The organism is Bradyrhizobium sp. BRP22 (assembly GCF_020194175.1).
Lineage (GTDB): Bacteria > Pseudomonadota > Alphaproteobacteria > Rhizobiales > Xanthobacteraceae > Bradyrhizobium.
Genome location: NZ_JADYVX010000009.1, coordinates 141968 through 161771, shown reverse-complemented (window position 1 = coordinate 161771; position 19804 = coordinate 141968). Strand labels below are relative to the sequence as shown.

General features: G+C 63.9%; 15 protein-coding genes. 5 read left to right on the top strand and 10 right to left on the bottom strand.

Annotated elements, in window-relative coordinates; genetic code table 11:
* The first annotated feature begins 24 nt into the window (after nucleotides 1-24).
* Complete coding sequence (locus tag I6F35_RS14790; RefSeq protein ID WP_225118403.1) at nucleotides 25-474, top strand: (2Fe-2S)-binding protein; 450 nt, start codon at nucleotides 25-27, stop codon at nucleotides 472-474.
* A gap of 9 nt (nucleotides 475-483) precedes the next feature.
* Nucleotides 484-2661 carry a molybdopterin cofactor-binding domain-containing protein gene (locus I6F35_RS14785; RefSeq protein WP_225118402.1) on the top strand — a complete coding sequence of 726 codons (2178 nt, stop codon included), beginning with the start codon at nucleotides 484-486 and terminating at the stop codon, nucleotides 2659-2661.
* A 980-nt stretch (nucleotides 2662-3641) separates the two neighbouring features.
* On the opposite strand, the gene I6F35_RS14780 is transcribed toward I6F35_RS14785, so the two are convergent.
* From I6F35_RS14780 to I6F35_RS14770, 3 genes are read right to left on the bottom strand one after another with little or no spacing between them, the layout of a single operon-like run.
* Nucleotides 3642-3821, bottom strand: coding sequence for a hypothetical protein (locus I6F35_RS14780; protein WP_225118401.1), 180 nt, complete (start codon nucleotides 3819-3821; stop codon nucleotides 3642-3644).
* Between the two features lie 6 nt (nucleotides 3822-3827).
* Nucleotides 3828-6977, bottom strand: coding sequence for a multidrug efflux RND transporter permease subunit (locus tag I6F35_RS14775; protein WP_225118400.1), 3150 nt, complete (start codon nucleotides 6975-6977; stop codon nucleotides 3828-3830).
* On the bottom strand, nucleotides 6974-8161 hold the full coding sequence (locus tag I6F35_RS14770; RefSeq protein WP_225118399.1) for an efflux RND transporter periplasmic adaptor subunit: 1188 nt from the start codon (nucleotides 8159-8161) through the stop codon (nucleotides 6974-6976). The genes I6F35_RS14775 and I6F35_RS14770 overlap by 4 nt, the downstream gene beginning before the upstream one ends.
* A 375-nt stretch (nucleotides 8162-8536) precedes the next feature.
* Here I6F35_RS14770 and I6F35_RS14765 point away from each other — a divergent pair, with 375 nt between their 5' ends.
* Entirely contained in the window at nucleotides 8537-10045 is a 1509-nt protein-coding gene (locus I6F35_RS14765; protein ID WP_225118398.1) for a porin, read from the top strand.
* Nucleotides 10046-10051: 6 nt separating this feature from the next.
* Here the strand turns inward: I6F35_RS14765 and I6F35_RS14760 are convergent, their stop codons facing one another.
* From I6F35_RS14760 to I6F35_RS14730, 7 genes are all read right to left on the bottom strand, one after another.
* The gene (locus I6F35_RS14760) at nucleotides 10052-10825 is read right to left on the bottom strand and encodes an FCD domain-containing protein (RefSeq protein WP_225118397.1); all 774 of its coding nucleotides are present in this window, start codon (nucleotides 10823-10825) and stop codon (nucleotides 10052-10054) included.
* A gap of 79 nt (nucleotides 10826-10904) precedes the next feature.
* A complete protein-coding gene (locus I6F35_RS14755; RefSeq protein WP_225118396.1) occupies nucleotides 10905-12644 on the bottom strand; it encodes a PQQ-dependent dehydrogenase, methanol/ethanol family in 1740 nt (579 codons plus the stop codon).
* A gap of 53 nt (nucleotides 12645-12697) precedes the next feature.
* Nucleotides 12698-13129 carry a ubiquinol-cytochrome c reductase iron-sulfur subunit gene (locus I6F35_RS14750; protein ID WP_225118395.1) on the bottom strand — a complete coding sequence of 144 codons (432 nt, stop codon included), beginning with the start codon at nucleotides 13127-13129 and terminating at the stop codon, nucleotides 12698-12700.
* Between the two features lie 528 nt (nucleotides 13130-13657).
* The gene (locus tag I6F35_RS14745; protein WP_225118394.1) at nucleotides 13658-15295 is read right to left on the bottom strand and encodes an AMP-binding protein; all 1638 of its coding nucleotides are present in this window, start codon (nucleotides 15293-15295) and stop codon (nucleotides 13658-13660) included.
* 59 nt (nucleotides 15296-15354) lie between these two features.
* On the bottom strand, nucleotides 15355-16548 hold the full coding sequence (locus I6F35_RS14740; protein WP_225118393.1) for an acyl-CoA dehydrogenase family protein: 1194 nt from the start codon (nucleotides 16546-16548) through the stop codon (nucleotides 15355-15357).
* An 11-nt stretch (nucleotides 16549-16559) separates the two neighbouring features.
* The gene (locus tag I6F35_RS14735; RefSeq protein ID WP_225118392.1) at nucleotides 16560-17642 is read right to left on the bottom strand and encodes a phosphotransferase family protein; all 1083 of its coding nucleotides are present in this window, start codon (nucleotides 17640-17642) and stop codon (nucleotides 16560-16562) included.
* A gap of 235 nt (nucleotides 17643-17877) precedes the next feature.
* Nucleotides 17878-18822 (bottom strand): helix-turn-helix domain-containing protein, encoded by a 945-nt coding sequence (locus I6F35_RS14730; RefSeq protein ID WP_225118488.1) that lies wholly within the window; start codon nucleotides 18820-18822, stop codon nucleotides 17878-17880.
* 148 nt (nucleotides 18823-18970) lie between these two features.
* On the opposite strand from I6F35_RS14730, the gene I6F35_RS14725 reads away from it, so the two are divergent.
* Together I6F35_RS14725 and I6F35_RS14720 are read left to right on the top strand one after the other, a co-directional pair.
* Nucleotides 18971-19300, top strand: a complete 330-nt coding sequence (locus I6F35_RS14725; RefSeq protein WP_225118391.1) for a DUF3817 domain-containing protein — start codon at nucleotides 18971-18973, stop codon at nucleotides 19298-19300.
* A complete protein-coding gene (locus I6F35_RS14720) occupies nucleotides 19297-19710 on the top strand; it encodes a CopD family protein (RefSeq protein WP_225118390.1) in 414 nt (137 codons plus the stop codon). Before I6F35_RS14725 ends, I6F35_RS14720 begins: the two co-directional genes overlap by 4 nt.
* Nucleotides 19711-19804 lie beyond the last annotated feature (94 nt).

Below are 19804 nucleotides of genomic sequence, written 5' to 3'. Positions count from 1 at the left end.
GAACTGGATCAAAAGGGGACTGCGATGGCTAACCTCACAATCAACGGCAAGAAAATCGAGATCGATGTCGAGCCGGATACGCCGCTGCTCTGGGCGATCCGCGAAAACATTGGACTGACCGGCACCAAATATGGCTGCGGCATCGCGCAATGCGGCGCCTGCACCGTTCATGTCGACGGCGTGGCGATGCGCTCGTGCGGCGTGCTCGTCAGCGAAGCTGACGGCAAGGAGATCACGACCATCGAGGGCCTTGCCGCTGACGGCAAGCTCCACAAGGTGCAGCAGGCCTGGATCGCACACGACGTGCCGCAATGCGGCTATTGCCAGACCGGCATGATCATGGCGGTGGCGGCGCTCTTGAAGGACAACCCGAAGCCGACCGACCAGGATATCGACGAGGCCATCACCAATATCTGCCGCTGCGGCACCTTCGCGCAGGTGCGCGAAGCGATCCACACTGCCGCGAACGCGTGAGGTGCCGTGATGAATCAGCACGTCATGCTCAATCGCCGCGCGTTCGTGATTGGCACCGCCGCGGCGGGCGCCGGCCTTGCACTCGGCTTCAATCTTCCGTTTGGCGGGGCGGTGGCGCGCGCCGCCGATGGCTCGCCCGAGGTCAACGCCTGGGTGGTGATCCGCCCTGACGATACGGTAGTGATCCGCATCGCGCGTTCGGAGATGGGCCAGGGTTCGCTCACCGGTCTCGCGCAGCTCGTTGCAGAAGAGCTCGAATGCGACTGGTCGAAGGTCACGACCGAATATCCGACACCCGGCCAGAGCGCCGCACGTGGCCGGCCCTGGGGCGACTTCTCGACCGGCGGCAGCCGCGGCATCCGCGGCTCGCACGACTACGTTCGCAAGGGCGGCGCCACCGCGCGGCTGATGCTGATCCAGGCCGCAGCGAACGAGTGGAAGGTACCTGCCTCGGAATGCTCGGCCGCGAGCAGCGTCATCACCCATCTGCCGACGGGCCGCACCACGACCTACGGCAAGGTGGCGGAAGCGGCGGCAAAGCTCTCTCCGCCGTCCGACGTGAAGCTGAAGGACGCCAAGGAGTGGAAGATCGCCGGCAAAGGCCTGAAGCGCCTCGACACCGCCGACAAGACCACCGGCGCGATGGTCTACGGCATCGACTTCAAATTGCCAGGCATGCTGAACGCCGCGATCAAGGATTGCCCGGTGTTCGGCGGCAAGGTGAAGAGCTTCGACGAAGCCAAGATCACCAACATGAAAGGCGTCAAGAAGGTGGTCAAGGTCGGCGACAGCGCGGTGGCGGTCGTCGCCGACACCTGGTGGCACGCCAAGACCGCCCTCGATGCACTGCCGATCGTGTGGGACGAAGGTCCGAACGCACAGACTTCCAGCGAGACCATCAGCAAATGGCTGGCCGAAGGCCTCGAACCTTCGCAGGCGGCGTTCGTCGGCAACCAGAACGGCAATGCCATGGCCGAGATCGGACGTGCCGCAAAGGTGGTCGAGGCCGTCTACAACTATCCCTACCAGAACCAGGCCACGATGGAGCCGATGAACGCGACCGCGCTCCATACCGGCGACAAGCTCGATGTCTGGTGCGGCACGCAGAACGGCGAGGCAGCTTTCGCCACCGCGGTGCAGGCCTCCGGCCTTTCGGCCGACAAATGCGACGTGCATAAGCTGATCCTCGGCGGCGGTTTCGGCCGGCGCGGCCAGAGCGACTATGTGCGGCAGGCGGTGTTGATCGCGAAGGAGATGCAGGGCACGCCGATCAAGCTGCTGTGGTCGCGCGAAGAGGACATGCAGCACGGCTTCTATCATCCGGTCACACAGTGCCGGATGGTCGGCGCCTTCGACGCCGACAACAACCTGACCGCGCTGCGCATGCGGATCTCCGGCCAGTCGATCCTGGCGCGGTTGCGGCCCGAGGCGATGATCAACGGCATGGATCCCGCGACCTTCCAGGGACTCGCGCCCGGCGGCGAAGCGGCGATCGGCTATTCGATCCCGAACCTGCTCATCGAGCATTCGATGCGCAACCCGCACGTCCCGCCCGGCTTCTGGCGTGGCGTCAACATCAACCCCAACACGATCTATCTCGAGAGCTTCATGGACGAACTCGCGCATGCGGTCGGCCAGGATCCGCTCGCGTTCCGTCGCAAGCTGATGGGCGGCCATCCCAAGCATCTCGCGGTGCTGAATGCGGTCGCCGAACGGATCGGGTGGGACAAGCCGCCGCCGAAGGGCGTCTATCGCGGGCTGGCGCAGGTGATGGGCTATGGCAGCTATGTCGCCGGCGCCGCCGAGATCTCGGTGACCGACGGCAACAAGATCAAGGTGCATCGCATCGTCGCCGCCACCGATCCCGGCTATGTCGTCAATCCGGCGCAGGTGGAGCGGCAGGTCGCGGGCTCCTTCGTCTACGGCCTCTCGGCCCTGTTCTATGGCGGCTGCACCGTGAAGGACGGCCGGATCGAGCAGACCAACTTCGATACCTACAATTCGATGCGCATCAGCGAGATGCCGAAGGTGGAGACGATCCTGATGCCGAGCGGCGGCTTCTGGGGCGGCGTCGGCGAGCCGACCATCGGCGTCGCCGCGCCCGCAGTGCTGAATGCCTACTTCGCAGCAACGGGCAAGCGTATCCGCTCGGTGCCGCTGCGGCAGCAGAACATCAGCTTCGCGTAGGGCGCTGTAGGTCTCACAGATACAACGCGGCGTCGTATCGGGTTTGCGCCGGTACGACGTCGTGATTGCGAGCGTAAGCGAAGCAATCCGACTTTCCGCTTGTGGACGCATGGATTGCTTCGTGCATCGCTTCTCGCAATGACGCGGTGAGAGTCCTGATTCAAATTTCAAACAGCTCTCCGCTGTCATCGTCCGCCACCGGGTCGGCGCAAAGCGCCGCCCGATGACAGGCTCCGGCGGACGATCCAGTATTCCAGAGGCGCCTGAGCTTGAGCCGAGAGGCCGCCGGATACTGGATGCCCCGCCTCCGCGGGGCATGACGGTGGAGTGGACGTGAGATCGCATTCTCGCGGCGCATGGCGCCCGAGTCTTGCTTCACTTTCCACCCTCTCATTGAAGTGAGGGCGCAGGGAAAGCCGGGTGCCGGTTGCACCCGTGGGCCCCGTGCAACAAAAAGCACGGGGGTAGGACCACAGGTCACCGAAGCAACTCCGGCTTTCCCTGCGCGATGGTTTTACGGCTTACTTCGTGCTCTTCTCGGTGACCGGGCTTTCTTGCCACCGTCGCTCGCAGATTATCTCTACGAACTTAGCGCCAGCGTCGGGGCGCCAGAACCACACGACTTCGCCGTCCGTGATGCGCGTGCTCGTCAGTCACGCCCATCACGTCCACCGCATCTCACCGCAACGTTCGTGACGATCGCGACCCGCCCCTCATTTGGATGAGACGCGCGGAGTCATAGTTCTGATTTGCCCGACGACGGAAGCGGAATATTTTTCGCGCGAGGGCTGGACGACCAAAATCACCTTGGAATCGCTGGCGAATTTTTCTCTGTCATTCCGGGGCATCGCGAAGCGATAAGCCCGGAATCCATTTCGCTGCTTGCGCGAATGGACGAATGGATTCCAGGTTCGCGCTATGCGCGTCCCGGAATGAGGCCGGTAGCCGGGATGAGCGGATTGCGGATTCTGCGATGATCGCTATCGCGCCCTGCACGCGAAGAATGCGGTGACGGCGAGTGGGACGCCTAGTGCGATCCATGAGGTCGTGTCCCAGATGCCGTCGCCGAGTAAGGCGGACACCAGGCCGAAAGCGACGATCACCGCGATGATCGCCGGGACCAGAAAGATCTGCGTGAACGAACGTCGGGCGTTGATCATCGAAACCTACTCCGCTGGCGGCGCGTGCGACGCTTCGGCCGGCTTGCCGAACCGGCGTTTCACGCCTTCGCGCCAGCGCTGGAACACGACGTAGAGCATCGGCACCAGGAAGATGCCGATCGAGCTTGCCGCCAGCATGCCGCCGAACACCGCCGTGCCGACCGCCCTGCGGCTGATCTCGGCGGCCCCGGTCGCGACCACCAGCGGCACCAGGCCGAGGATGAAGGCGATCGACGTCATCATCACCGCACGGAAACGCATCTGGGCGCCGAGCTCCGCGGCTTGCGCGATCGGCAATCCGCCCTCGCGCTGCTCCTTGGCGAATTCAACGATCAGGATGCCGTTCTTGGCGGCAAGCGCGATCAGCACCACGAGGCCGATCTGGCCGTAGAGATCGAGGTTCAACCCTGCGACCTTGATCGCCAGGTACGAGCCGAGCACACCGACGGTGACCGACAACAGGACGGGGATCGGAATGGTCCAGCTCTCGTAGAGCGCAACCAGGAACAGATAGGCGAACAGCACCGCGAGAGCGAGGATGATGCCGGTCTGCCCCGACGCCGCCTGCTCCTGATAGGCCGTGCCGGTCCATTCGTAGGAGTAGCCGGCAGGCAGCGTCTTGTTCGACAGTTCCTCCATCGCGGCGATTGCAGTTCCCGACGAGACGCCCGGAGCCGGGCTGCCGTTGACGGTGACCGAGCGGTAGTTGTTGTAGCGAGTGATGACCTGCGGTCCGGTGACGATGCGCAAGCTGGCGATCGAACGCATCGGCACCATGTCGCCGGTGCTGTTGCGAACGTAGATCTGCCAGATGTCGGGAATGTCGCCGCGATTGGCGGCCTCGCCCTCCACATTGACCTGCCAGGTGCGGCCGAACAGGTTGAAGTTGTTGACGTAGATGCCGCCCAGCGTCGCCTGCAGCGCGGTGAACACGTCGGCCATGTTCAGCCCGAGCGCCTGCGCCTTGGCGCGGTCGATGTCGAGATAGATCGACGGATTGGTCGCGGTGAAGGTCGAGAACACGCGTGCCAGCCGCGGGTCGCGGTTGGCCGCATTGATCAACCCGCCCATCACGCTGCCGAGCGCGGCCGGATCCTGACCTTCAAGCGCATCGAGCTGATATTCGAAGCCGCCGGAGGTCGAAAGCCCGATGATCGGCGGCAGGTTGAACGGCAGGATGTTGGCCTGCCGGATCTGCGCGCCCTCGCCGAACATTCGGCGGATCGTTGCCTGCACCGAATCCACGGCCGCCTGCCGATCGGCGAACGGCTTCATGCGCGCCACCATGAAGGCCGAGTTCGGCTCGCTGGCGCCGTCGAGCAGCGAGAAACCGATGATCGAGAGCACGTGCTCGACCTGCGGCATGTTCTTGAGCAACGCCTCGACCTGTTTGGTCACGTTGCTGGTGCGCGCCACCGACGCGCCGTCAGGCAATTGCACCGCGATGAAGAAGGCGCCCTGGTCCTCCTCGGGCAGAAAACCTGTCGGCGTTATTCGCGACACGCCGAACACGCCGCCGGCAAACACCAGGACCGCAACCAGCGACACTATCGCCACCCGCAGCAGCCGGCGCACCACGCCGGCGTAGCGGTCGCGGACCCAGTCGATGCCGCCGAGCACGCGCCCCATGATGCCGTGGCGCGGCCCGGTATGCCGCAGGAACACGGCGCAGAGCGCCGGCGATAATGTCAGCGCGTTCAGTGCCGAGATCACCATCGCGGCGCTGATCGTCACCGCGAACTGGCGGAACAGGGTTCCGGAGATTCCGGGTATGAACGCAATCGGCACGAACACCGACAGCAGCACCAGCGAGATCGCGATGATCGGCGCAGTGATCTGCGCCATCGCCTTCTTGGTGGCCTCCGCCGGCGACAGCTCCGGCTCGCTCTCCATCACCCGTTCGACGTTCTCGACCACGACGATGGCGTCATCGACCACGATGCCGATGGCAAGCACCATCGCAAGCAGCGACACGGTGTTGGCGGAATAGCCGAGGATCAAAAGAATCGCGAAGGTGCCGATGAGGCTGACCGGCACCGCGACCGCCGGGATCACCGTGGCGCGCAGATTGCCTAGGAACAGGAACACGACGATCACGACCAGCACGAAAGCTTCGCCGAGCGTCTTCAGCACCTCCTTGATGGTGTCGGAGACGAAGGTCGTGGAGTCGTATTGCACCAGATAGGTCAGGCCCGGAGGAAATCGCTCGGACAATTTGGTGAGCGTCGCCTGCACCGCGCTGGCGGTGGTCACCGCATTGGCGCCCGGCGCAAGGTAGATGCCGATCGGCACGCCGGGCTGGCCGTCGATCCGCGACTCGCTGTCCATGTTCTGGGCGCCGATCTCGACCCGGGCGACATCGCTGATCCGCAGCACCGAGCCGTCCGGATTGGCGCGCAGCACGATGTTGCCGAACTGGGTCGAGGTCGTGAGCCGCCCTTGCGTCTGCACGTTGAACTGGAACTGCTGGTCTTCGGCGATCGGACGGGCGCCGATGCGGCCGACCGGCGCCTGCACGCTCTGCGCCCGGATCGCCGCGATCACGTCCGACGGCGCCAGGTTGAGGCTGGTGAGCCGCTGCGTATCGAACCAGATCCGCATCGAGTAGTTCAGCTTCGCGAACAGCGTCGCCTGGCCGACACCCGGCGTGCGCGAGATCGCGTCGAGCACGTTGATGATGGCGTAGTTGGTGATGAACAGCGGATCCTGCTGGCCGGTCTTGCTGTACAGCACGATGAACTGCAGCACCGCCGAGGATCGCTTCTGCACCACCAGGCCCTGCGCCTGCACCTCGGTCGGCAGTTGCGCGAGCGCGCTCTGGACGCGGTTGTTGACGTTGACGGTGTTGATGTCAGGGTTGGTGCCGAGCGCGAACGAGACGGTCAGCGTGTAGCTGCCGTCATTGCCGCTGGTCGACTTCATGTAGAGCATCTTGTCGACGCCGACGACCTGGGCCTCGAGCGGCTGCGCGACGCTCGATTCCACCACCTCGGCGGAGGCGCCGGGGAAGTTGGCGGTGACGGTGACCTGCGGCGGCACGATGTCCGGAAACTGCGCCACGGGAATTTGCAGAAGCGCGAGCGCACCCGCGATGGTGATGACCAGCGCGATGACAATGGCGAGCCGCGGACGATCGACGAAGACGGCGGAAATCATGGGCTGGTGCCCGCAGGCTTCGGACCGATCGCCCCGCTGCGCCGCGGACCGGTATTTTCCGCCGATTCCTTCAGGCTGGACTGGATCAGCGCGCTCGCCGGTCCGGGCGCCACGGGCTGGTCGGGCCGCACCCGCTGCATCCCTTCAGCGATCACCTTCTCTCCGACCGAAAGCCCACTTGTCACCGCAGCGATGGTCGCGGTCGACTGTCCGAGGACGATCCGCCGCTGCACCGCCTTGTTGTCGGCGCCGAGCACGAAGACATAGTCGCCCTGCTGGTCCGACAGCACCGCCGAGCGCGGGATCGCCACCACCTCTACCGGCTGCACGCCCTCGAGCAGCACCGTGACGAACTCGTTGTCGGTGAGCTGGCGCACCGTCCCGTCCTCGGCCGACAGGCGAGGCAGCACCGGATTGGGAATCGTGCCACGCAGCATGATGGTGTCGGTGTTCTGCGCGATGGTGTTGTTGACGAAGTTGAGTTCGCCCGTCTGGTCATAGAGCTTGCCATCGGGCAGACGAACCCTGATCACCACCGCCTTGAACCCGCCCTGCGTCGCGTAGCGGTCGCGCAGCACGAGGGCTTCGCGCACCGAGACCGGGAAAGTGACATACATCGGGTCCTGGCTCACGATGGTCGTGAGCACCCCGGAGCTCGGGCTGACGACGTTGCCCTCGGTCACTGCGGTGCGGCCGATCTTGCCGTCGATCGGCGAGCGGATCTGGGTGTAGTCGAGATTGATCTTCGAGAGGTCCACTTGCGCCTGGGCGGCCTGCACCTGGGCTTCCAGGCTCTGCTCGTTCGCGAGCGCAGCATCATAGGTCGATTGCTGGCCGGCCGGGCCGCCGAGCAAGGCCTTGGCGCGGCCGGTCGTCAGCTTGGCGTTGACGAGGGTCGCCTGCAATTGCGCGACCTGCGCCTTCTTGGATTCAAGGTCGGCCTCGAATGGGCCGCGCTCGAGCTCGTAGAGCATGTCGCCGGTTTTGACCTCGGCGCCCTCGACGAAGTTCCGCTTCTCCAGGAAGGCGGTGACGCGCGCGACCACGTTGACGCGATTGGTGGCCTCGATCCGTCCCAGGAACTCGTTGGACTCGGTGACGGGCCGCTTGACCGCCTCGACGATACCGACGGCCGGAGGTCCCGCAGCCGGCTGGGCCTCGGCCGCAGTCAGCGCGCCAAACATGGCGACTCCCAACGCGGCGGCCCCGGCAAGCCGGCTCCCTGTCATCCCTGCAAGATTCACTGTTCGCGCCTTTGTCCCGTTTGCTCCGGATCAATAGCACCCGGATCCGGAAAGCCAACGGTATCAACGTAGAGCAACACTAGATCGATGCTCGCTCCGCGGCCCGGATCGCCGCATCGCACCAAAATGTGATGGCCAGTGGAATGGACGCGGCCGTGGTGGCTGGCTGACAAGGCGGTGTGTCCGTGCCGCCACGGGAAAAAATTTTCCCCGCTGGCCGCTGTGCATAGCATCAAATCCGGCTTGCAGCGCGACTCACCAGCAAGCCAAGGTCGGTGATGCGGGCGTTGGGGGGCGGCCGCTGGGTGCTTTCTGATGGCAAAGCTGGGAATCTGTGCGGCGTTCCTCGTTGCGGTTGTCTGCGCGTCGGGCGCATCAAAGGCGTGGGCAGCCGATGTGGCGCCGACCAAGACCCCGGCCGCCTCCGCCGCGACGCCGCGTCCGTGCACCGATCCCTCGGACTTCGTCACGACCAACTGCCAGCTCACCTGGGAAGGCATCACGGTCTTCGGGATCGTCGACACCGGCTTCGGCTGGCAAAGCCACGGCGCGCCGTTTGACTCACGATCCGCGGTTGGAGCCTCCTACCTGATCCAGAAGCAGAACAGGTCGGCGATCTGGAGCTTGGCGCCCAACGCGCTGAGCAATTCGACCATCGGCATCAAAGGAACCAGGCCGATCGGCGGGGACTTTTCCGTCATCTTCGACCTCGATGCCGGCTTCGATCCCTACTCGCTGCGATTCTCGAACGGACCGGGATCGATCGCCGCGAATGCCGGCGTTCCGCAAAACCTGCAATCCGCCTATTCTGACTCCAGCCGAGCGGGACAGTGGTACAACGGTCAGGGTTATGTCGGCGTCAGCTCTCCGACCTACGGCACGCTGACTGTCTTTCGGCAGAACTCGCTGACGCTGGATGCCGTGTTCGATTACGACCCGTTCGGCGCCTCCTACGGTTTCTCCGCGATCGGCTTCCAGGGCATAACCTGCGGCGGCGGCAATACCGAGAACTGCAGACACTCGACCTCGCTGAAGTATCGGATCAACTTCCTGAACCACTTCCGGGCAGCGGCGCTGTGGCAGTTCGGCGGCTATGAAGAGAACAATGCCTCCAACGGCGCCTATCAATTCCAGCTCGGCGCCGATATTCCGATCCACGGCAGCGACGTGCTCTCGGTCGATGCGATCTACAGCCATGTAAAGGACTCGGTGTCGCTCGCGTTGGCGCCGGGAGCCAATAATGCGTTCGGGACACCGATCCCGCCGTTCCTGCCGCAGACGCTGACAGCGACGATCTCCGACAACACGGCCGCGATGTTGGTGGCGAGATACACGACCAAGTCGCTGAAACTCTACGCCGGCTACGAATACATCCGCTACGAGCCGCCCAGCAATCCGCAGGCCGCCTTCACCGACATCGCGGGAAATTTCCTCTGCCAGGGCTGCGACGCCTTCAACAATACGAATATCAATAATGCAGCGTTCGGCATGAACGGGTTCGGCAACAAGACCTTCCAGGTGATGTGGACCGGCATTAAATACGCCGTGCATGACGACCTGGACGTGATCGCCGCCTACTATCACTACATCCAGAATTCCTTCTTCGGCACCGCCGCCGGCGGCCAAGCCTTCTGCTCGAGCAGCGCACACGCGCAATGCGCCGGCACGTTCGACGCAATCTCTGCCGCGGTCGATTGGAGGTTTGCGCCGAAATGGGATGCCTATTTCGGCGTGATGTTCACGCAGGTCAATGGCGGATTGGCATCCGGCTTTTTCCAGCACAGCAACGTCGCCCCTACGGCAGGATTGCGCTTCCGCTTTTGAGCGCCCCTATGCGGGTCGTCCCGACCAGACCACCGGCGCCTCGATGTCGAAATTGGCAAGCTCGTAGCCGCGCCGGAAATCGACGATGTGCTTGTCCATCCAGGACCGCGCCTCGGCGGAATTGCGGGTCGCAAGCGCCTGCAGGATCTTCTCATGGGCGAACACCAGGCGCTCGCCCGCGTTCAGGCGCGAGAACACCTTGAGGAAAGCCGGATAGAACAACTGGCTCATCGGCTCGCGGCTGAGCTGCAGGGCGCGGTTGCGCGAGGCGCGGGCGATGATCTGATGAAATTCGATGTCGAGTTCGACGAGGCTCTGCTTATCCTCGAGCGCGGCCTTGGTCTTCTCGACATTGGCGCGCAGCGCGGCCAGCATGTCGTCGTCGATCCGCATCGCCGCGCATTCCGCCAGCACCGGCTCGAAACAGCGCATGCTCTCCCAGAGTTCGAAGAAGCTGATCTCCTGCAGCACGATCGCCGCCGTCACCTTCTCGGAAATGTCGGCCTCGCGAGGTGCGGTGACGTAGAGCAGCTTGCCGCCGTCGTGACGGCGGACGAGGCCGTTCTGCTCCAGCACCCTGATGGCCTCCCGGACCGTCGAGCGGTGGACGCCGAAGCCCGCAGCGAGCGCGGTCTCCGCCGGCACCCGATCGCCGACCGCCCACTCGCCCGACATGATCTTGGCTTCGATGCTGCGCACCACCAGCCTATAGACCGGCTCGTTTCGCTCCTGGCCGGCTCGCTCCTGGGCGGCGGCATTGCTGAGGTCCGCTAGCGACATTTTGGTCCGACAACCCCGGGGTTTTCGGGATCGTAGCGGAAGCGGCGGGGAGATCAACAGACCCCTCCGCCTGAATGCGTCAGTCGCCGAGAGCAAAGACCCAAACGGATCCGCCCTCAGGCACCGCCTTCTCCCATCCGAACTGATCGTGCATCATGCCCTGGATGATGGCGACATCGACGCCCCAGCCCGCCACCACGGCAATGTACTGCTTGCCGTCAATGGCAAAGCTGCTTGGAGGCGAGATGATTCCCGACGGGGTGGGAAACTCCCAGAGCAACTTGCCGCTCCTGGCATCGTAAGCGCGGAAAGAACGATCGTTGGTGCCGCCGGCGAAGATGATGTCACCAGCCGTCGCCAGGATGGACCCAAAATTCCAGGACTTCGGATAGGTATTGCGCCAAATCTCCTTAGCCCCGTCGACGCTCCATGCCTGAATCCCGCCGATATAGGGGAAGTCTTTTTCGATAACGAGCTTGATGTCGGTGGTCTCCACGCCGGCGGACCATTGCCCCGGCGCAACCGGCTGAACGATGCCCGTAAACTTCATGCAGTGATTGTCGTTGAAAGGCACGTAGAGCATGCCGGTATTCGGACTATAGGCCTCATAGGGCCAGTCCTTTCCGCCCCAAAGGCTGGGGCAGTAGGTCGCGCTTTTGCCGGTGCTGGGCTTTGCATCCTCGTTGTAGGTCGGACGCCCTGTCTTGGGATCGACGCTCTTGAACACGGTGTTCTTCACATAGGGCAGCGACTTCCTGTACTGGATGCGGCCATTGGCATCGCGATCGAGCCAGAACAAATAGCCGTTTCGCTGCGCCGAGATCAGCCCCGGCACCTTTTGACCGTCGCGATTGAAGTCGACCAGCGTCGGTGCGTTCATGCCGGCCCAATCCCAAGAGTCGTTCCAGTGATACTGGAAGTGGCCCTTGACGGCGCCGTCGTTGGGATTCAGCGAAAGCACCGAGGCAAGATACAGATTGTCCCCGGGACGCTGATCGCCAATCCATGGCGCGCCGTTGCCGACGCCCCAATAGAGCACGTCATTCCTTGCGTCGTAATTGCCCGGCATCCACATGGTGCCGCCGCCATTCTTCCATGAGTCCTTCCAGCGCCCGTCCTGCGGCCATGTCTCCGAACCCGGCTCACCGGGCCCGGGAACGCTGTAGCGCGTCCAGAGCTCCTTGCCGGTCTCGGCGTCGAACGCCTTCAGGAAACCGCGGACGCCGAACTCGCCGCCGGATGGTCCGACCATCACCTTGCCGTTCACGACCAGCGGCGCCGAGGTGATGTAAGCGTTCCCGGTCTTCCAATCGCAGACCTGAGATTCCCAGACCTTCTTGCCGGTCTTGGCGTCAAGGGCAGCCAGCATGCAGTCGACGCTGGCGATGTAGACCTTGTCGCCCCACAACGCGACGCCGCGATTGGTCATGTGAAGAGCGCCGAATCCTTCGGGCAGTTCGCGTCGATATCGCCAAAGCGACTCCCCTGTCTTGGAGTCGAAAGCGAGCACCTGATTGTGTGGTGTCGCCACGAACATGTAGCGTCCGTTGACGATCGCCGGCGCCTCGTGGCCAGAGCCGACATTGGTTGCCGCGGACCAGACCGGCCTCAGCCTGGATACGTTGCTCGCATTGATCTGGTTGAGAGGACTGTAACTCCATCCGGCGTAGTTGCCCTTGGTCAAGAGCCAGTTCTCGGGTTCGGGATTGACGAGCCGCCCGTGCGTCACGGGCTTGTAGTCGCCCGGCCCTCCTTGTGCTGCGCATATACTGGGAACGATAGCCAAGCCGAGCGCACCGATTGCCAACAGCATCTTCATCGACGTTTCCTCCCTGATGCACGGCGATTGCAATTAAGTCAGCAGCAAACCTCTTATCGTTGTTGTCCCACTGCGCCGGAAAATCCGCCGGCTACCTTGAGCTCGCCCTCTTCCAGCTTGAGCGGCAGTGCGGCGAGCCGGCGTGGCGCAGGCCCGCCAATCACTTCGGCATTGTTTCGCGGATCGAAGATAGAGCCGTGGCATTTGCACGCGAGATTCTTCGCTGCCTGGTCCAGGCCCGTGACCGGGCAGCCGTAGTGGGTACAGATTGCGGAGAACGCAACGATCCCATCAGCGGCGCGACTGCGATCGGATTCTGCAATCTCGTCTGGATTGACGCGAAGAAGCAAGATCATGTTGACGCGCGAGCCGTCCCGGATGCTCCGCGACGCGGGATCCATCGGATATGCAAGCGTTGGTAACGCTCCAACGGTCAGGTCGGCAGGTGCAATGATCTGTTCACGTCGATCGCCCGATATGAACACGAGATGATCTCCCGGTTGAGGACGCGCTGCCCGTGGGTCGGCCGGATCCGCTCGCGCAGCCGGGATGCCGAGACCGGGTAACGTCATTGCCAGGCTGCAGGCGAGAAGAGCGCGACGTTCAATGAGGAGATTGCGAGAACAACAGGATCGGATGTCAGAGTCTTTCACGCTCATTTGCACTCATCCAATTGCCGAGTGCCCTTGAAACTGCCGTTTCAATCTCTCGACATCAGAAATTTGGATTGTTCGAAGCCCTCAAACCGCTCGCGTTGCGATCGGCCAAGATTCCTTGAGGTCATCCCTTGCGATATTCTTCGTTCTTGTTCGATGGTCTTCGCAAACTTCAGCGCCGTCAATCCCGCCCGCGCGTGAATTAGACGTCGTCCCGTCGGGAATTCTGTCTGGTGTTGGCTGGGAAAAGCTCCCGATTTTCAAGCGTCCAAATCCCGCCAAGCGCGGAAGCCGCAAGTGTCGTTTTGACGAGCGAGTGGACTCGCAGCCGCCTATTCGGATCAATTGATTTCCAATCTAAACCCGACGTGCGAACTCGCGGTCGCGCAGCTCGCGGCGGCGGATCTTGCCGGTGATCGTCATCGGCAACTCGGCGATGTACTCGATCGCGCGGGGATATTTGTAAGGCGCGGTGACCGACTTGACGTGGTCCTGCAATGCGCGCGTCAGCTCGGGCGACGGCGCATGGCCTTGCCGCAGCACGACGAACGCCTTCACGATCTCGCCGCGCTCGGCATCGGGACTGCCGACGACTGCGCACGTCTGCACTGCGGGATGCTCGGCCAGCGCGTTCTCGACCTCGATCGGGCCGATGCGGTATCCGGCTGAATTGATGACATCGTCCGAACGTCCGCGATACCAGAGATAGCCGTCGGCATCCTTCTCCGCGCGATCGCTGGTCAGAAACCAGCGTCCGTCGGGACCGTCGACAAAGCAGGCCGCGGTGCGCTCCGCATCCTTCCAGTAGCAGAGCATCAATTGCGGGCTCGGCACTTTCAGCGCGAGATCGCCCTCCTGCCCCGGCGGCAAGCGGTTGCCGCTGGCATCGATCACGTCGAGGTCGGAGCCCGGCGATGGACGCCCCATCGAGCCGTAGCGGACCGGTTCGCCTGGATAATTCAGCGCGACCATCAGCGCTTCGGTCTGCCCATAGGCTTCATCGATGCGGATGCCGGTCGCCGCTTCCCAGCGCTCGGCGACGACGGGGTTCATGGCCTCGCCGGCGGTGACGACGCGGCGCAGCCGGCCGAGATCGCTGCGTGCGCGGACTTCGCCGACGACCCGCGACAGCTCCGTGCCGGGCGCGCAATAGACGGTGACATGGTGCTTGCGTATGAGGTCGAGCCGATCCTTCGGCACAAAGGGGCCGTCGAAGAAAAACGCGCAGGCGCCGCAGCTCAGGGGCCCGAAGATGATGCTGGTGCCGGCCTTGCTCCAGCCGGTGTCGGCCGTGCACCAGATCACCTCGCCTGGACGCAGATCGAGCCAGTAGATCGCCGACACTCGCCACGCATAGATCGCGCGCGCGGCATGGACGACAGCCTTCGGATGGCCGGTCGAGCCTGACGTATAGTACATGATGGCGGGATCTTCGGCGCGGACGATCGCCGGCTCGGTCGTCTCCGAGGCGCGCGCCACCTCGCTGTTCCAGTCGAGCCAGGCGGATGTCTGGCCGAGCGCGATCCGCACCGGAATCGCCTGCTCGACGGAAGCGAACTTCGCGGTCTGTTCGGGGCGGCAGATCGCCGCCTTGGCCTCGGCATTGGTGACGCGATATTCGATGTCGCGCGCCGTCAGCATCTCGATGCATGGGATCGGCACTGCGCCGATCTTCATCGCCGCAATCAGCGCGATGAACCATTCCGGCAGCCGCGGCAGCATGATGATGACGCGGTCGCCCTTCTCCACGCCGTTCGCGCGCAGCACATTCGCGAGCCGGTTCGACATCAGCGACAGATCGGAATAGCTGTAGCGCCGGGTTTCGCCCGCGGCGTTCTCCCAGATCAGCGCCGGACCATCCTGCTCGCGGGCGCGCCGGTCGATGATGTCGGCGCCGAAATTGAAGGCCTCCGGCACCTGCCAACGGAAATTGGCGCACAAGGCTTGATAGCCTTCGACCGCGGACTCCTTCGGTGGCGACCAGATATCGCGCATCATCTCCTCCCTGTTCGCGCGTTTTGCGCTTGTTGTTCTGTAGCCGCTGTTGCCGCGAGCTATCTCCCGCCGTGGGTCACGATCCGCCGTCCGATCGCCCAGCGGTGCACTTCCGACGGTCCGTCATAGATGCGGAAGGCGCGGACGTCGCGATAGAACCGCTCGACCACCGTGTCGCGCGTGGTGCCAAGCCCGCCGAGAATCTGCAACGAGCGGTCGGCGACGCGCGCGATCGCTTCGGAGCAGATCACCTTGGCCATCGAGCTCTCCGTCGAGGCGCGTTCGCCCTTGTCGAGCAGCCAGGCCGTATGCCAGATCGTCAATTGCGCCTGGTGGATGTCCATGGCGTTGTCGGCCAGCATGAAGGAGACGCCCTCGTGCTCGCCGAGCGGCTTGCCGAATGCGGTGCGACGCCGCGCGAACTCGGTTGCGATCTCCTGCGCGCGGATCGCCGCGCCGAGCCAGCGCATGCAATGCGTGAGACGCGCCGGGGCGAGGCGAACCTGGGCGTGGCGAAAGCCCTGGCCGATCTCGCCGAGCACAGCGTCGGCCGGCACGCGAAGCCCGTTGAAGCGGACCACCGCATGCCCGCCGACAAAGGAGGAATCGATGGTGTCGAGCGTGCGCTCGATCGTGATCGCGGGATCGGACATGTCGGCGAGCAACATGGTCGCAGCCCCGTCCATGCCTGCGCCGCTCGTCTTCGCCATGATGATCGCGAACGCCGCGCCTTCGGCGCCGGTGATCAGCCATTTCTCGCCGTCGATGACCCAGTCATTGCCGTCGCGCCGCGCCGTGGTCTGCAATTGGCCCGGATCGGAGCCAGCTCCCGGTGCGGGCTCCGTCATGCAGAAGCAGGAGCGGACGTCTCCGGTTGCGAGCGGTTTCAAATAGCGCTCGCGCTGATCGGGCCGCGCCACGACATCGAGGAGATGGATGTTGCCCTCCTCGGGTGCCGCGCAATGCAGCGCCACGGGCCCGAGCATGGAATAGCCGGCGGCGGTGAACACGGCGGCGCGGCCGATATGCGACAGATGCTGGCCGCCATATTCCGCCGGCACGTGCGGCGCGAAAACACCGGCCTTGCGCGCGAGCGCGTTGAGTTCGCGCCGCAACTCGTCGGTCGGGCCATGCGAGGTCCAGCGCTTGTCCTTCTCGAACGGGACCACCGCCTCCTTGACGAAGGCTTTCACGCGATCCGCCAGTTCGGTCACGCGTGGCGGCAACGAAAAGTCCATGTCGAGTTGGTGCATCGTCAGCTTCCTCACTCAGTTCCGGTGGCGGCATCGCGCGCGACCAGAAGAAGATCTTCGCCAAGCCGGGCGAAGTTCGCATAGCGATTGTCCTTCACCGCGCCATTGACCCATTGCCGGTGCAGTTGCAGGAACACGATGCCGAGCTTGAACAGCGCCAGCACGCGCATCGCCGGCAGGTCGTCGATATCAATTCCGGTCAGCTCAGCATAGCGCCGCGCGACGTCGGCACGCCGCCAGAATCCGGGATGGGTCGTCGGCATCTGCTGCAGGCGCTGCAATGGCGGCGGATCGTCCGGCTCGGCCCAATAGCTCAACAGCGTCGCCAGGTCGAACAGCGGATCGCCTCGCGTTCCCATGTCCCAGTCGACCAGCGCGACCGGCGACAGCGTCTGCGGATTGAGGATCAGATTGTCGAGCTTGAAATCGCAATGCAGCAGCGTCGGCGTCCGCTCGCGGAATGTCTGCCGGGACAGCCACTTTGAGATGTCCTGCAGCAGACCTTGCAACGCGCCGTCCTCGGCGACCAGCGCGCCGCGTTTCGACCAGCCGGCAATCGCGCGGGCGATGAATCCCTCGGGGCGGCCGAGATCCTCAAGTCCGACCGCGCGCGCATCGGCCCCGTGCAGCGCAGCCAGCGTCGCAACCATCATCTCCGAGAGAATCCCGGGCGCATCGTCGCGTCCTTGCAGCGGCGAGAGATCAGCGCCGCGGACGACGAAGCCGGCGCGGTACTCGATCAGTTGAAAGGGAACACCGATGACGTCGCGGTCCCCGCAATAATGCAGGCCGCGCGCGATGAACGGCAGCGCATCGGCAAGCCGCGACAGGATGCGATGCTCGCGCGCCATGTCATGAGCGCCCGGCGGCAGATCGCCATCCGGCGGCCGACGCAAGACGGTTGGCGCGCCGTTGATGATCAGGAGATAGTTGCGATTGGCGAGGCCGCCGGCGAATTGCCGGATCGGCTGCGCCAGATCGACGCTCATGCCATGCGCTTCCAGATAGCGCGCCAAGCGCTCCCAGTCGGACGGCGCGGTGTCCGCGGCCGACAATAGTTCCGGATGTCCTGATGGCGACGGATCAGTGGTCACGCGCCTCAGCTTCCTCTTTCGAATACCAAAGTTGGGGTCCTCGCAACCCGCCGCCTCAAGGCACGAGAGTTATTACTGTCGGACAAAAATTAGCCGCAAGGCGCCTGAATTTGCAATGATGGGTATAGAAAATCGAGGGTGGAGGGATCTACGATATCGCAATACACTGATATCTTTGAGAGATCCGATCCGACTCGACGGGTGGGTCTCCTATCTGTCCGACAATAATATGGGGTCAGCTCTGGCGGGCGCCGAAGCGATGGCGGTAGGCAGTTGGGCTGATGCCCGCGACCTTCCGGAAGCGGGATCGGAAGCTGACCGCGGATTCGAATCCAACTGCGCTTGCAATCCGATCGATCGACACCTCGCTGGTCTCGAGCAGCTCCTGCGCCCGACGAATGCGCATCTTGAGCAGCCATTGCAGCGGTGTGCTTCCAGTCTGTTGCTGGAAGCGGCGTGCCAGCGTCCTTTCGCTCATGCGCGCCTGAGCAGCCAGCGTCCGGACCGTGAGCGTGCGGTCAAGATTGGCGCTCATCCACTCGAGCAGCGGGGCCAGACTGGCGGCGGACTTCGGCGGTTCGTGCCGGATGAACTGGGATTGGCCGCCGTCCCTGACCAAAGGTGCAACGGCAAGACGCGCGGCGTCGGCCGCAACGGCCTGGCCGTGATCGCGGCGTACCAGGTGCAGGCACATGTCCATCCCGGCCGAAGCGCCGGCAGAGGTGATCAGCCGGCCCTCGTCCACAAACAGCACATTTGGATCGACCTGGATGCGCGGATACCGCCGCGCGAGCTCGTCCGCGCAAACCCAGTGCGTCGTGGCCCGGCGTCCATCCAGCAGGCCAGTTGCCGCCAGCACGAACGCTCCCGAACAGATCGACGCCAATCTTGCGCCGCGCTCCCAGGCGGACTGAAGCGCCTCGAGCACAGCCGGGGAGATCGGAGCGGTCGCATCCTCCACTCCCGGCACCAGGATCGTATCGGCCGATGCGAGCTCCTCGAGGCCCCAATCCGTCTGCAGCGTGAAATTCCTCGACCGGACTTCGGCCGCTTCGCTGCACACGCGGACACTGTAGCTGGCGACGCCCGTCGCGGCACTCGCCCGCCCGAACACCTCGCACGGGACCGAGAGGTCGAACGGCACGAAGCCGTCCATCGCGAGAACCGAAACCTTATGCATGGACACCTCACAGCGAGCATCTTCCACGGCGAGCATAGCCGAAGCGCGGTTTGGCAGGAAATGATCGCAGATTGTCATTTCAGCCGCTCACCGAATGCGCGGGGCTTTGTCTATGCGTGCCGCCTGTCTCGGAAGCGGGAAGGTACGCATGTCCAGCCATGATGATTCGACGCAATTGCGATGGCTGGGAATCCTGTCGGTCCTCGAAGCCACAACGCTGGTCCTGCTTGTCGCAGTAGCCGTACCACTGAAGCATATCGCCGGCTGGACCATCGCCGTCCATGTCATGGGGCCGGTCCACGGCCTTGCGTTTCTCGCTTATTGCTGGGCTGCGATCCAATCGATCGCGGAAGGCGGCTGGAGCCGACTGGAGGCGGCGCGGCTGCTTGCGACGGCATTCATCCCGTTCGCTGGCTTTGCCAACGTGCGGCTCATCGCACGAAAGTCCGCGGCGTTGCGCACCGGTGTGGTCCAGTGAGCCTTGCTACGCTCTATCCATGGCTGAAGGCGCTGCATGTCGTCAGCGCCTTCCTTTTCGTAGCCGGCATCCTCACCACGTCGATGGTGCTGGCAGCGGAGCGCGCAAATCCGGGATCGGCTGCGCCTGTCGCAGGTCTTCTGGCGAAATCGGAACGCTGGCTGACCACACCGGCCATGCTGCTGGTCTGGGCTTTCGGCTTGACGTTGGCGGTCACAGCCGGGTGGTTTTCCAGCACGTGGCTGCAAGTCAAGCTGGCCTTTGTTGTCCTGCTCTCCGCCGTACATGGACTCCAGTCAGGACAACTCCGGCGCCTTGTCAGGAAGAAGGCGCTAAAACCCTTGCCAACGCTGCCCTTGATCCTCGTCTCCCTGCTCGCGGTGGTCGTCTTGGCCGTGGTCAAGCTCTAGCCGGCGTCAATCTGCACCGTCCGCACCAACGGGCGGAAACCCGCCCGTTGGCCTTCGACATCATACGATTCAGCAGAGCTCGCCCGGCGCCGAG